Source organism: Reyranella sp., assembly GCF_004296935.1.
Taxonomy (GTDB): domain Bacteria; phylum Pseudomonadota; class Alphaproteobacteria; order Reyranellales; family Reyranellaceae; genus Reyranella.
The window spans coordinates 1-12,541 of the sequence record NZ_SCVH01000026.1 but is presented as its reverse complement, the minus strand read 5'-3'; the positions used below and the strand labels follow the sequence as shown (position 1 = coordinate 12,541).

General features: G+C 67.4%; 12 protein-coding genes. All 12 read left to right on the top strand.

Annotation, left to right across the window (positions count from 1 at the left end; translation table 11 throughout):
- The first annotated feature begins 71 nt into the window (after nt 1-71).
- Nucleotides 72-1,292, top strand: coding sequence for a citrate/2-methylcitrate synthase (locus EPO55_RS03405; protein ID WP_296335014.1), 1,221 nt, complete (start codon nt 72-74; stop codon nt 1,290-1,292).
- 13 nt (nt 1,293-1,305) lie between these two features.
- A complete protein-coding gene (locus tag EPO55_RS03400) occupies nt 1,306-1,878 on the top strand; it encodes a cysteine hydrolase family protein (RefSeq protein ID WP_296335013.1) in 573 nt (190 codons plus the stop codon).
- 27 nt (nt 1,879-1,905) lie between these two features.
- Nucleotides 1,906-2,856 carry an aspartate carbamoyltransferase catalytic subunit gene (locus EPO55_RS03395; protein ID WP_296335039.1) on the top strand — a complete coding sequence of 317 codons (951 nt, stop codon included), beginning with the start codon at nt 1,906-1,908 and terminating at the stop codon, nt 2,854-2,856.
- 49 nt (nt 2,857-2,905) lie between these two features.
- Complete coding sequence (gene pyrC, locus EPO55_RS03390; RefSeq protein WP_296335012.1) at nt 2,906-4,255, top strand: dihydroorotase; 1,350 nt, start codon at nt 2,906-2,908, stop codon at nt 4,253-4,255.
- A gap of 101 nt (nt 4,256-4,356) precedes the next feature.
- Nucleotides 4,357-5,118, top strand: a complete 762-nt coding sequence (locus EPO55_RS03385) for a hypothetical protein (RefSeq protein WP_296335011.1) — start codon at nt 4,357-4,359, stop codon at nt 5,116-5,118.
- A gap of 10 nt (nt 5,119-5,128) precedes the next feature.
- Nucleotides 5,129-5,731, top strand: coding sequence for a glycerol-3-phosphate 1-O-acyltransferase PlsY (gene plsY / locus EPO55_RS03380; RefSeq protein ID WP_296335010.1), 603 nt, complete (start codon nt 5,129-5,131; stop codon nt 5,729-5,731).
- A gap of 126 nt (nt 5,732-5,857) precedes the next feature.
- Nucleotides 5,858-7,438: an ABC transporter substrate-binding protein gene (locus tag EPO55_RS03375; RefSeq protein WP_296335009.1), complete on the top strand. Its 1,581-nt coding sequence runs from the start codon at nt 5,858-5,860 to the stop codon at nt 7,436-7,438.
- A 141-nt stretch (nt 7,439-7,579) separates the two neighbouring features.
- Complete coding sequence (locus EPO55_RS03370; protein ID WP_296335008.1) at nt 7,580-8,608, top strand: ABC transporter permease; 1,029 nt, start codon at nt 7,580-7,582, stop codon at nt 8,606-8,608.
- Complete coding sequence (locus tag EPO55_RS03365) at nt 8,605-9,792, top strand: MFS transporter (protein ID WP_296335007.1); 1,188 nt, start codon at nt 8,605-8,607, stop codon at nt 9,790-9,792. The genes EPO55_RS03370 and EPO55_RS03365 overlap by 4 nt, the downstream gene beginning before the upstream one ends.
- A complete protein-coding gene (locus tag EPO55_RS03360; protein ID WP_296335006.1) occupies nt 9,789-10,712 on the top strand; it encodes an ABC transporter permease in 924 nt (307 codons plus the stop codon). Before EPO55_RS03365 ends, EPO55_RS03360 begins: the two co-directional genes overlap by 4 nt.
- Before the next feature lie 52 nt (nt 10,713-10,764).
- Entirely contained in the window at nt 10,765-11,820 is a 1,056-nt protein-coding gene (gene dprA / locus EPO55_RS03355) for a DNA-processing protein DprA (protein WP_296335005.1), read from the top strand.
- 51 nt (nt 11,821-11,871) lie between these two features.
- The coding region (locus tag EPO55_RS03350; protein ID WP_296335004.1) for a DNA topoisomerase at nt 11,872-12,541 on the top strand (670 nt) is incomplete at its 3' end.

Here is a 12,541-nt window from a genome sequence, read left to right as displayed (position 1 = left end):
TGATTGTTCGAAAGGAAGGTCGGATTCCAGAATTATGTTGTCAATCTTGATTATATTGATCAATATATAGCATGAGCACGGAATTGCTGACCTCTCGCGAAGCGTCGCGCCGACTGGGCGTATCGGCCGCGACGCTCTACGCCTATGTGAGCCGCGGCCTGCTGCGCTCGGAGGCGGTCGACGGCAGCCGCGAGCGGCGCTACCGCGCCGACGACGTCGTGCGCCTGAAACGCCGCCGCGACGTCGGCCGCAAGGCCGAGTCGATCGCCAACCACGCGCTGGACTTCGGCACGCCGGTGCTCGAATCGGCGCTGACCCTGATCGAAGACGGCCACCTTTATTACCGCGGCATCGATGCCGCCGGGCTGGCGCGCACGGCCTCGCTGGAGGACGCAGCCCGGCTGCTGTGGGATTGCGACGACAAGCCCTTCGCCACCGACAACCTGCCGCCGCTCACCACCGCCTTGCGCCGCGCCTGGATCGCCGCGGCCACCTTGTCGCCCCCCGACCGTTGCCTCGTCCTGCTGCCGGCGGCGGCGGCGCTCGATCACCCGAGCTGGGTCGAGGATCGCGGCGCCATGCTGGAGACCGCGGTGCGCGTGCTGCGCCTGCTGACGGCGGCGGTGACGGCGCGCCCGCCCTCCACCCTGCCCGTCCATGAGCAGCTCGCGGCGGCGTGGCGCGTGCCGCCCGATCGCGTGCCGGTGCTGCGCGCCGTTCTGGTGCTTCTGGCCGACCATGAATTCAACGCCTCGGCTTTCGCCGCCCGCGTCGTGGCCTCGACCGGCGCCAACCTGTACGGCGCCATCATGGCGGGCCTGGCGGCGCTGAACGGTCCGCGCCATGGCGGGGCCACGCGGCGGGTCGCGGCGATGTTCGACGATCTCAAGGGCACTGCGGACCTCGATGCCGATCTCGGCCGGATGCTGCGCGCTCGCGTCTACATCCCGGGCTTCGGCCACCCGCTCTACCCCGACGGCGACATCCGGGCGGTCACGCTGATGGCCATGCTGCGCGAGACGATGCCGGACTCGCCGGAACTGGCGTTCGCCGAGCGGCTGGCGGCGGCGATCGAGCGCCTGATCGACCGCAAGCCCAACGTCGATTTCGCCAATGTCGCGGTCGAGCGCGCGCTCGGCCTGCCCAAGGATTCGGCGCTGGCACTGTTCCTGCTCGGTCGCACCGTCGGCTGGATCGCCCATTCCCTGGAGCAGGCCGCCCATGGCGCATTGATCCGGCCGCGGGCGCGCTATACAGGTCCCCCTCCCGGAGCCCCACGCCCCGGAGCCTGAGGCAACGCCCCGAATGACCGATGCCCTGATCATCATCGACATGCAGCAAGGCGCGTTTGGCGAGGGGCCGCCAAAGCACGACGCGGCAGGGCTGATCGGCCGCCTGAACAAGCTCGCCGACGCCGTGCGCGCCCGAGGCGGCGCCGTGGTCTTCATCCAGCATGACGGGCCGCCGGGCGATCCCTTTCACCCCGACCAGCCGGGCTGGAAGCTCGTCGAGGATCTCGGCCCGCACCCCGCCGACACCGTCATCCGCAAGAAGTCCTGCGATGCCTTCCTGGAGACCTCGCTCGAGGAATTCCTGCGATTGCGCTCAATCGACCGGCTGATCATCACCGGCTGGGCGACCGACTATTGCGTCGACACGACGGTGCGCAGCGCGCTGGCGCGCGGCTACCCCACGGTCGTGCCCTCGGACGGGCACACCGCGGCGAACCGGCCCCATCTGCCGGCCGAGAAGATCATCGAGCATCACAATGCCATCTGGACCGACTTCATCGCGCCCCGCGGACCTGCGGTGGTCTGTTCCGTCGCGGACGTTATCCACCAAAACGCCGCCTTGCCGGACCGGCACCCGCGTGCTTAACGTCGCGCTTTAGTGACAAAGAAACGCATGGGCCTGCCGAGGTTGCCCCACCTCCTCGGCATCGAGGGACTTTCTCCCGAGACTATTTCGGGATTGCTCGACCTTTCCGAAAATTACATCGACCAGAACAGATCGATCGACAAACGGCGCGACATGCTCGCTGGCCGCACCGTCATCAACCTGTTCTTCGAGAATTCGACCCGAACGCGCACCAGCTTCGAGGTCGCGGCCAAGCGGCTGGGCTCCGACGTCATCAACATGGATGTCGCCACCTCCTCCGTGCGCAAGGGCGAGACGCTGCTCGACACGGCGATGACCTTGAACGCCATGCGGCCCGACGCCATCGTCGTACGCCACCATGAATCGGGCGCGGTGAACCTCCTGTCGCAGAAGGTCAATTGCGCCGTCATCAATGCCGGCGACGGCCAGCACGAGCATCCGACCCAGGCGCTGCTCGACGCGCTCACCATCCGGCGACGACGCGGCAGCTTGCAGGGGCTGCTGGTGGCGATCTGCGGCGACATCATGCACAGCCGCGTCGCGCGCTCGAACATCCACCTGCTGCAGATCATGGGCGCGCGCGTGCGCGTCGTCGGCCCCCCTACCCTGATGCCGACCGACATCGACAAGATGGGGGTCGAAGTCCACTACAACATGAAATCCGGCCTCAAGGACGTCGATATCGTGATGATGCTGCGCCTGCAGACCGAGCGCATGCAGGGCACCTTCGTGCCCTCGATCAGCGAATATTTCCATTTCTTCGGCCTCGACCACGAGAAGCTGAAGTTCGCCAAGCCCGACGCGCTGATCATGCACCCCGGGCCGATGAACCGCGGCGTCGAGATCGACTCCGAGGTCGCCGACGATCTCGACCGCAGCGTCATCCACGAGCAGGTCGAGATGGGCGTGGCCGTGCGCATGGCCTGCCTCGAGGCGCTGATCGGCGGCCGGCGCAACCAGATCGGGGCCGTGGCGTGAGGTGCGTTATATTCAGCAGCGAGCGAGTGCCGGGGGCACGCCCCCGGCCATGAGCGGCAACACCTACAAGACCGCGCCGCCGCACACTGGCTCGACCGCCTACATCAACGCCCGCATCGTCGATCCCACGAGCGACAGCGAATATCGCGGCGCCGTGCTGATCAGCGACGGCAAGATCGCCGACTACGGCCCCAACCTGTTCGCCTCGGGCGCACCCTATGGCATCGAGTCGGTCGATTGCCGCGGGCTCGTTCTCGCCCCTGGCCTGGTCGACACCCGCGTCCACACCGGCGAGCCGGGCGAGGAGCACAAGGAGACGCTGGAGAGCGCCGGCTCGGCGGCCGCCGTGGGGGGCATCACCTCGCTGGTGCTGCTGCCCGACAACGAACCGCCGTTCGACGACGCCTCGCTGATCGAGTTCGTGGCCCGCCGTGCCCGGCTGATCAAGTTGGTGAACATGTACGCCTACGGCGCGCTCACCGTGGGTCTGGAGGGCAAGGAACTGGCGGAGATTGGCCTGCTGGCCGAGGCCGGGGCCGTCGCCTTCACCGACGCCGACCACGCCGTGGGCAATGCCCAGGTGATGCGGCGTGCGCTCTATTATTGCAAGGCGTTCGACGCCCTGATCGTCCACCTGCCGCAGGAACCGACCCTGTCGGGCGGCCACATGACCAGCGGCGAGATGGCGACGCGGCTCGGCCTATCGGGCAATCCGCCGCTGGCCGAAGTGATGATGGTCGAACGCGACATTCGCCTGGTCGAGATGACCGGCGGGCGGATGCATCTGGCCAAGATCTCGACCGCAGAATCGGTCGCGGTGATCGCTGCCGCCAAGGCGCGCGGGCTGAAAATCACCTGCGACACGGCGGCGCCCTATTTTGCGCTGAACGATCTCGCGGTCGGCGACTACCGCACGTTCGGCAAGCTGGTGCCGCCGCTGCGTGCCGAAAAGGATCGCGCGGCGATCGTCGAAGGGCTCAAGAACGGCGTGATCGACGCCATCGTCTCCGACCACCGGCCGCAGGACCAGGACAGCAAGCGTGTGCCCTTTGCCCAGGCGCTGGCGGGCGGCATCGGCCTCGAGACCCTGCTGCCGATCTCGCTCGAGCTGTTCCACAACGGCCATCTCACCCTGCCGCAGCTCTTCCAGCGCCTGTCGAGCACACCGGCACGCTTGTTCGGCCTGCCGGGCGGACGTCTCGCCAAGGGCGCCCCGGCCGATCTCGTGGTGTTCGACGCCGACTATGCCTGGCAGATCGACCGCACCGATCTCTGGAGCAAGACCAAGAACACGCCGTTCGACGAACGCCCGGTCCAGGGCCGCGTCATGGCCACGATCGTCGGCGGCCGCACGATCTACCGCGACGACAGTTTCGTGACCGCCGCCGTAGTGGCCTAATTGCTGCCTCGAAACCGCCACTTCGTCTGGTATTGTCACGGCGTTTTCACGGATCAGGGCAATCGACGATGCTTCGACAGACGGTAATCCTTGGAGCGACGATGGCGGCGTTCGCCGGTGCGGGTCTCCCCCAGGCGCGCGCCCAATCGCGCGATGACCTGCTCGACGCCCTCACGCGCCACATCCAGATTTGTGGCGAGATGACCTCAACCCAGGCCAGGCTCAGCTGCTACGACCGGCTGCAGACCCAGATTGGCGGCGGCCAGGGAGCCGCTGCCGCCGCGCCGGCGTCGTCACCAACTCCCGCACCGACGCCCACACCGCTGCAGACCGGAAGCGCGGCGGCCCCCTCGACCGGCTCGTCGATCAGCTCCGCGCCGCTCACGCCGCAGCCGCTGGGCGTCCCCGGCGGCGGCGTCGCAACCTTGGGGGCCGGGACGCAGCCACAGCCGAGCCCGCTCGGCCAACCGCAGGATCCCAATGCCGCCTTCGATCCGCGCACCGCGACCCAGGCGCGCCCGCCCGAGGGGCTGCAACCCAAGCCGCGGCCCGCTGTCCGTCGCACCGGCGCGCGGCCGATCCCTTATTCCGCGACACCGCAGCCCCTGGTGGTGCTGGGTGCCTCCAACCTGACCTACGGCGACTCGCGCTACTGGCAGGTTTCGATCACGCTGACGTCGAACACGCCGCGTCCGCTCGAGACGCAAGCCCAGTGCACCTTCATGAACGCCGGACGGCCGGTCGAGGATGTCTATTTCGGGCCGGTGACGATCCAGCCGGGCGAGCAGATCAGCACCGAACTGATCGGCCCGCCGACTACCGCCTATATCGACTCCACCAACTGCCGTGTCGTGAGCCCCTGAGCCGACTGCGATGGTCTCGACGCTGATCCTGCTCCTTGGGCCATTCCTGCTGGGTTACCTGCTGGGATCGATTCCTTTCGGGTTGCTGCTGACCCGCGCCGCTGGCCTCGGCGACATCCGCAAGGTCGGATCCGGCAACATCGGCGCCACCAACGTGCTGCGCATCGGCGGCAAGGGCCTGGCTGCGGCGACCTTGCTGCTCGACGCCTTGAAGGGCGTGGTGCCGGTGCTGATTGCCGACCAGGTCGGCCAGCTGGCCGCGGTTGGCGCCGGGGCAGGCGCGGTGCTCGGGCACATGTTCCCGGTGTGGCTGGGCTTCAAGGGCGGCAAGGGCGGTGCGACCGTGCTCGGCGTGTTCTTGGCCTTGAGCTGGCCGGTCGCCGCCGTCGGAGCTGCCCTGTGGCTGCTGATCGTCGCGATCTTCCGCTATTCCTCGCTGGCCACCCTGCTCGCCACCGCGATCGCCGCCGCCTCGGCCTGGTGGTTCGCGCCGCGCCCGGTCGCGATGCTGGCGGCGGTGCTGGTGCTGCTGGTGTGGGCCAAGCACCACGAGAATATCCGCCGCCTGCTCGCCGGCACCGAAAGCAGGATCGGCCAGAAGAAGAGCGCCTAGTTCTTCTTCGCCGACTCACCATCGAAGCGGCGCGCCCGTTCTTCCAGGACGCGATTGCGGTTGGCCTCGTCAAGCAGGTGGGTGTGCGCTAGGGTCGCTACACAACAACTGCAGGAGGCAATGACCATGTTCGTTGCTCGTATCGCCGCCCTCGCGGCCGCCACCCTTTGCCTGGCATCGGCCGTCGAGGCCAAGACACTGCGCTGGGCCAGCCAGGGCGACGCCCTCACCCTTGATCCGCATGCCCAGAACGAGGGGCCGACCACGGCCATGAACCAGCATGTCTACGATCCGCTGATCCAGCGCGACCCGACACTCAAGAAGGTCCCCAACCTGGCGCTGTCGTGGAAGCCGATCGCGCCCGACACCTGGGAGTTCAAGCTCCGGCCCGACGTCAAGTTCAGCGACGGCACGCCCTTCACCGCCGACGACGTCGTGTTCAGCTATAATCGCGCATTGGCGCCGACGTCTGACTTCCGCGCCTACATCTCGAGCGTCAAGGAAGTGAAGGCCGTCGACCCGCTGACGGTGCACATCGTCACCAACGGGCCGAACCCGATCCTGCCCGACTACACGACCAGCATCCTGATCATGTCCAAGGCATGGGCGGAGAAGAACAACGTCGTCAAGCCGCAGAGCTACAAGGACAAGGAAGAGACCTACGCGGTGCGCAACGCCATGGGCACCGGCCCCTACATGGTGAAGCAGCGCGACGCCGACGTGCGCACCGTCATGGCGAAGAACCCGACCTACTGGGGCAAGACGCAGTTCCCGGACTATCCCGACGAGCTGGTCTACACGCCGATCAAGGAGCCCTCGACCCGGGTCGCCGCACTGATCTCCGGCCAGGTCGACTTCGTGCTCGACGCGCCACTGCAGGACGTCGCCCGCATCAAGCAGACCGCCGGCCTCAAGACCGAGGAGACCGCGCAGGTCCGCTCGATCTTCCTTGGCCTCGACATGGGCTCGGCCGAGCTCAAGTACTCCGACGTCAAGGGCAAGAACCCGTTCGCCGACAAGCGCGTGCGCCAGGCCATGTACCAGGCGATCGACATCAATGCGATCAAGGCCAAGGTGATGCGCAACTTCGCAGCACCCGCCGGCCTGATCACGTCGCCCGGCGTGCACGGCCACACCGCCGCCCTCGACCAGCGCCAGAAGTACGACGTTGCCGCGGCCAAGAAGCTGATGGCCGAGGCGGGCTATCCCAACGGCTTCGGCGTCACGCTCGATTGCCCCAACGACCGCTACAACAACGACGAGCAGATCTGCCAGGCGGTGGCGGGCATGCTTGCGCAGATCGGCATCAAGATCGATTTGCAGGCGCGCTCCAAGACACTGCACTTCCCCAAGCTGCAGAAGAGGGACACCAGCTTCTTCCTGCTCGGCTGGGGCGTGCCGACGCTCGATTCGCACTATGTCTTCACCTTCCTGTACCAGACCAGCGACGCGGCCAAGAAGGTGGGGAGCTGGAACTTTACCGGCTACAGCAACGCCAAGCTCGACGAACTGAGCGACGCGATGCTGAAGGAGGTCGATCAGGCCAAGCGCGACAAGATGGTCGCCGACGCCTGGGCGGCCGTGGTCGCCGACATGCCGTACCTGCCGCTGCACCATCAGCTGATCGTGTGGGCGATGAGCGACAAGGTGACCATACCGATCTTCGCCAACGACTCGCCGAACTTCAAATACTCGAAGATGAAGTGAGCCTCTTCCGCCTCCCCCGTCATCGGGGGAGGTGCCCGCGCGGCGGGTGGAGGGGTCATGAGCCTCGTCGCCGCGCCCTGACCTCTCCGGCCTTCGGCCACCTCCCCACTTCGTGGGGAGGGAAGGAAGCCTCCTGACGACATGCTGGCTTTCATCGTTTCCCGTCTCCTGCAGTCGCTGGCGGTCATGCTGGCGGTCTCGTTCCTGTGCTTCGTGCTGTTCAATTTCGTCGGCGACCCGGTGAACAACATGGTCGGCCAGGAGGCGTCGACGTCCGACCGCGAGGAGATGCGACGCGACCTCGGGCTCGAGGATTCCGTGGCAGTGCAGTTCATACGCTTCCTCGGCAACGCCACGACCGGCAACTTCGGCAAGAGCTATCGTCTGGCCAGGCCGGTCTCCGACCTGATCGTCGAGCGCATGCCGGCGACATTGGAACTGGTGGTGGTGGCCGCCCTGCTGGCGCTGGCCATGGGCATCCCGCTCGGCGTCGTGACGGCGCTCCGGCGCCATACCGTCGACAGCGGCGCGATCATGACCTTTTCGCTGGCGGGCGTGGCCATGCCGACCTTCGTGATCGGCATCCTGCTGATCTATGTCTTCTCGGTCGAATGCAAATCCTGGGCGCCGGCGATCGGACTGTCCCCGGACTGGTGCTTCCCGTCCTTCGGCCGCGGCGAGACGGTGAAGCTCGGCTGGTGGAATTCCGGGCTGCTGACCGCCGCCGGCCTCAAGGCGATCGTGCTGCCAGCCTTCACGCTCTCGCTGTTCCAGATGACCCTGGTGCTGCGTCTCGTGCGCTCGCAGATGCTGGAAGTGCTGCGCACCGACTACATCAAGTTCGCGCGCGCCCGCGGCCTCACGAACCGCGCCGTGCATTTCCGTCACGCGCTCAAGAACACGCTGCTGCCGGTGATCACTGTAATCGGCATCCAGATCGGTGGCCTGATCGCCTTCTCCATCATCACCGAGACGGTGTTCCAGTGGCCGGGCATGGGCCAGCTCTTCATCCAGTCGGTGCAGTTCGCCGACATTCCGGTAATGGCCGCCTATCTCGTGATGGTCTCGTTCATCTTCGTGGCGATCAATTTCTTCGTCGACCTGCTCTACGCCACCATCGATCCGCGGCTCCGTCTCGATCGCGCCCAGCTCGGCACGGCCGGCGGATGAGCATCCTGGCTTCGCGTGCCCTGCCCCCCGGTATGCCATGGGCCCTGATCGCCGCGGCCTGCCTCGGCTCGTTCGCCACCACCTCGAGTGGTACCACGCGCGCGCCGTTCCTGCTCGACATGGCGCGCGATCTCGATGTCAGCATGCAGCTGGTCGCGAACCTGGTGTCGCTGACGTCGGTCTCCTGGGGCGTCGCCTCCGCGTTCGGCGGTTGGCTCTCCGATCTCATCGGCCGCCGGCCGCTGCTGGTCGTCTCGCCCTTCGCGCTGGCCCTTTGTCTCGTTGCCCAAGCACTGGCCGGGTCGTTCTTCTGGGTGGGGGTGTGGGCGACGGTGGCTGGCGCCTGCTGTGGCGCCTTCACCGGCGTGGCGTTCGCCGAGGTCTCCGGCCGGGTGGCCGACAGCCAACGCGGCCGCGCGCTGGGCTGGGTGATGAGCGGCCAATCGCTCACCCTGCTGATCGGCGTGCCGATGGCGGCGGCCGTGGGCTCCCTGATCGGCTGGCGCGGCTGGCTGATCTGCCTCGGCGGTCTTTCCCTGGTTGCCTGCGTCAGCCTGTTCGCCACGGTGGGCCGTGGCACCGCCGGCCATACGCGCCCGACGGTGCGGCCCTCGTTCCGGACCGCGCTGTCGCCCCGCGTGCTGGGACTCCTCTCCAGCGGCATCGCCGAACGTATCTGTTACGGCCTGGCGGCGGTCTATTTTGCCACCTTCCTGCAGGCGACCTATCACCTGTCGTTGATCGAGGTCGCCCTGCCGCTCGCGGTGTTTGCGATCGGCAACGTCGCCGGCACGATCCTGGGCGGGCAACTCGCCGACCGCCTGCGCGACCGGCTGATGGTCTTCGCCGTCGCCATGGCCCTTTCAGCAGCGGCGGCCCTCGTCCTCTTCCTCTGGCATCCCAGCCTCGAAGTCTCGGTCGCACTGGGCTTCGTCTATGTATTGTTGAATGCGCTGGGCCGGCCTTCCTACATGGCGGCACTTGCCGCGGTGCCGGAGGATGTGCGCGGCACGGTCCTGGGGCTGAACGGCACCACGGCGAGCGTCGGCTGGGTCGGCGCCGCTGCGCTCGGAGCGGCGATCATCAGTTGGGACGGCTTCGACGGCTTCGGGCCGCTCGCCGCCGTGCTGGCCCTGCTGGGCGCCCTGGGTGCGCTGCTCTGCCGGCGGATGACGGCACCATGAACGACCGCAGCACGGTCATCGCGCGCTTCCGCGACAGCGACATGTGGTGGAGCTTCCGCCGCTCGCCGCTCACCGTGGCCGCCGCCCTGGTCACTCTGGTCTATTTTGTCGGCGCAGCCTTTGCACCCTGGGTGGCGCCGTTCGATCCGTTCGACGTGAAGTCGCTCAACCTGATGGATGCCTTCACACCGCCAGTCTGGAACGAGGGCGGCACGGCCAGGCATCCGCTGGGCACCGACAACCAGGGCCGCGACATGCTGTCGGCCATCCTCTACGGCTGCCGCGTGTCGCTGATGATCGGCCTCGCGGCCATCCTGCTCTCGGTGACGACCGGCGTGCTGCTGGGCCTGCTCGCGGGCTTCCGCGGCGGCTGGGTCGAGGCGGTGATCATGCGCATGGCCGACATCCAGCTCACCGTGCCCGCCATCCTGATCGCGCTGACGCTGGATGGCGTGGCACGCGTCATGCTGCCCAAGGGCGTCCACGACAGTGTCGCCATCTGGGTGCTGGTGCTGTCGATCGGCTTCGCCTATTGGCCGCAGTTCGCGCGGGTCACGCGGGCCACGACGCTGGCCGAGAAGAACAAGGACTACGTGAATGCCGCCCGCATCATCGGCGTGCCAGGTGCGAGGATCGCGCTGGCGCACGTGCTGCCCAACGCCTGGGGCCCGGTGCTGGTGATCGCCACCATCGAGCTGGCGCTGGCCGTCATCGCCGAAGCCTCGCTCTCCTATCTCGGGGTCGGCATGCCGGCCACCCAGCCTTCGCTCGGCACCCTGATCCGCATCGGCAACGCCTTCCTGTTCTCGGGCGAATGGTGGATCGTGATCTTTCCGGCGCTGGCGCTGGTGATCCTGTCGCTGTCGGTGAACCTCCTGGGTGACTGGCTGCGCGACGCGCTCAACCCGAAGCTGCGCTGAATACTACTTTCGGTTGTTTTACACTATTTATATTCTCGCCTAGTGTGGCGACATGTTCGACGGCCCGCACAGTCTCGCGTTGGATCCTCAGGAACGCCGGGCGCGCCTGCGGCTGGCGCGCAGCGCCCGCATCGGCCCCGTGACCTTCCACGAAGCGCTCGCCCATTTCGGCTCGGCGCGGGCGGCCTGCGCCCGGCTGGCCACCTGCCCCGACGCCAACATCGACCGCGAGGAAGCGGCCCTCGCCCAGGCCGGCGGGCGCTTTCTGGTCGTCGGCGATTCGGCCTATCCCGCCGCCTTGGCGGCCGTCGCCGGCGCACCGCCGGTCCTGTCGGCGATCGGCGATCTCACGCTGCTTGCGCGCCCGACCTTGGCGCTGGCGGGCGCCCGCGACGCCTCCCTGGCCGGCCGGCGCTTCGCGGCCGAGCTGGCGGCGGCCCTGGGGGGCGCGGGATTTGTCATTGCGTCGGGACTGGCCCGCGGCATCGATGCTGCCGCGCATGAAGCGGCGCTGGCCACCGGCACCGTGGCCGTCCTGGCGGGCGGCGTCGACCAGGTCTACCCGCCGCAGAATGCCGCCCTGCACGACCGCATCGCGACCCAGGGCCTGATCCTGAGCGAGGCTCCCCTGGGCACGCCACCGATCGCCCGGGCGTTTCCCCGCCGCAACCGCATCGTGAGTGGCCTGTCGGCGGGCGTGATCGTGATCGAAGCCGCCGCCCGGTCGGGCTCCCTGATCACCGTCCAGCGCGCCGCCGAACAGGGGCGCGAGGTCTTCGTCGTGCCGGGCTCGCCGATGGACCCGCGCTATGCCGGATCCAATAGCCTTATCCGGGATGGGGCCATTTTGGTGCGCGACATCAACGATATTCTCGATGTTTTGGGCTGGCCCTCGACCACCACGCAACCCCTTGGGCGGAAAGGGCAAAATCGGCCCAGCGGCGATACCGCCAAGGTGCTCGAAGCCCTGGGGGCGGTCCCCACCGCGGTTGACGAACTGGTGCGCCGGTGCCAAGTGTCCGCCGCCGCCGTGGCGGAGGTCCTGCTGGCCCTGGAGCTGGAGGGCCGCCTGGAGAGGCACCGGGGTAACCGCGTATCTCTGATGTAAATCAGCGATTTAGCTCCGGCCTTTGATGTTTCACTGGAGCATGTTTCGCCGATGGACGTGCTGGTCGTCGAGTCCCCGGCCAAGGCTAAGACCATTGGGAAGTATCTCGGCCCCGGTTTCACCGTGCTGGCCTCCTATGGTCACGTCCGCGATCTGCCGTCCAAGGACGGCTCGGTCCGGCCGGACGAGGATTTCGCCATGGACTGGGAGATCGATCCCCAGTCGCAGAAGCGCCTCGACGCCATCGCCAAGGCCATCACCAAGGGCGGCAAACTCTACCTCGCAACCGATCCGGATCGCGAGGGCGAGGCGATCTCCTGGCACGTGAAGGAGATCCTCGGACGCAAGAAGGCGCTCGACGGAGTCGACGTGAAACGCGTCACCTTCAACTCCATCACCAAGCAGTCGGTGCTGGACGCCGTCGCCCACCCGCGCGAACTCGACCAGCCGCTGATCGACGCTTACATGGCCCGCCGCGCGCTCGACTATCTGGTGGGCTTCACCCTGTCGCCGGTGCTGTGGCGCAAGCTGCCGGGCAGCCGTTCGGCGGGCCGCGTGCAGTCGGTGGCGCTCCGCCTGATTTGCGAGCGTGAAGCCGAGATCGAGGTCTTCAAGACCCGCGAATACTGGACGGTCGACGCCGTTTTCGGCACGGCCAAGAAGCAGGTGCTGAAAGCCCGCCTCACCCATCTCGACGGCCGCAAGCTCGAGAAGTTCGACC

Excerpts from the sequence above, each read along its gene's own strand:
- EPO55_RS03405 (WP_296335014.1), top strand. The coding sequence starts at position 72 with ATGAGCACGGAATTGCTGACCTCTCGCGAAGCGTCGCGCCGACTGGGC.
- EPO55_RS03400 (WP_296335013.1), top strand. The coding sequence starts at position 1,306 with ATGACCGATGCCCTGATCATCATCGACATGCAGCAAGGCGCGTTTGGC.
- EPO55_RS03395 (WP_296335039.1), top strand. The coding sequence starts at position 1,906 with ATGGGCCTGCCGAGGTTGCCCCACCTCCTCGGCATCGAGGGACTTTCT.
- pyrC (WP_296335012.1), top strand. The coding sequence starts at position 2,906 with ATGAGCGGCAACACCTACAAGACCGCGCCGCCGCACACTGGCTCGACC.
- EPO55_RS03385 (WP_296335011.1), top strand. The coding sequence starts at position 4,357 with ATGGCGGCGTTCGCCGGTGCGGGTCTCCCCCAGGCGCGCGCCCAATCG.
- plsY (WP_296335010.1), top strand. The coding sequence starts at position 5,129 with ATGGTCTCGACGCTGATCCTGCTCCTTGGGCCATTCCTGCTGGGTTAC.
- EPO55_RS03375 (WP_296335009.1), top strand. The coding sequence starts at position 5,858 with ATGTTCGTTGCTCGTATCGCCGCCCTCGCGGCCGCCACCCTTTGCCTG.
- EPO55_RS03370 (WP_296335008.1), top strand. The coding sequence starts at position 7,580 with ATGCTGGCTTTCATCGTTTCCCGTCTCCTGCAGTCGCTGGCGGTCATG.
- EPO55_RS03365 (WP_296335007.1), top strand. The coding sequence starts at position 8,605 with ATGAGCATCCTGGCTTCGCGTGCCCTGCCCCCCGGTATGCCATGGGCC.
- EPO55_RS03360 (WP_296335006.1), top strand. The coding sequence starts at position 9,789 with ATGAACGACCGCAGCACGGTCATCGCGCGCTTCCGCGACAGCGACATG.
- dprA (WP_296335005.1), top strand. The coding sequence starts at position 10,765 with ATGTTCGACGGCCCGCACAGTCTCGCGTTGGATCCTCAGGAACGCCGG.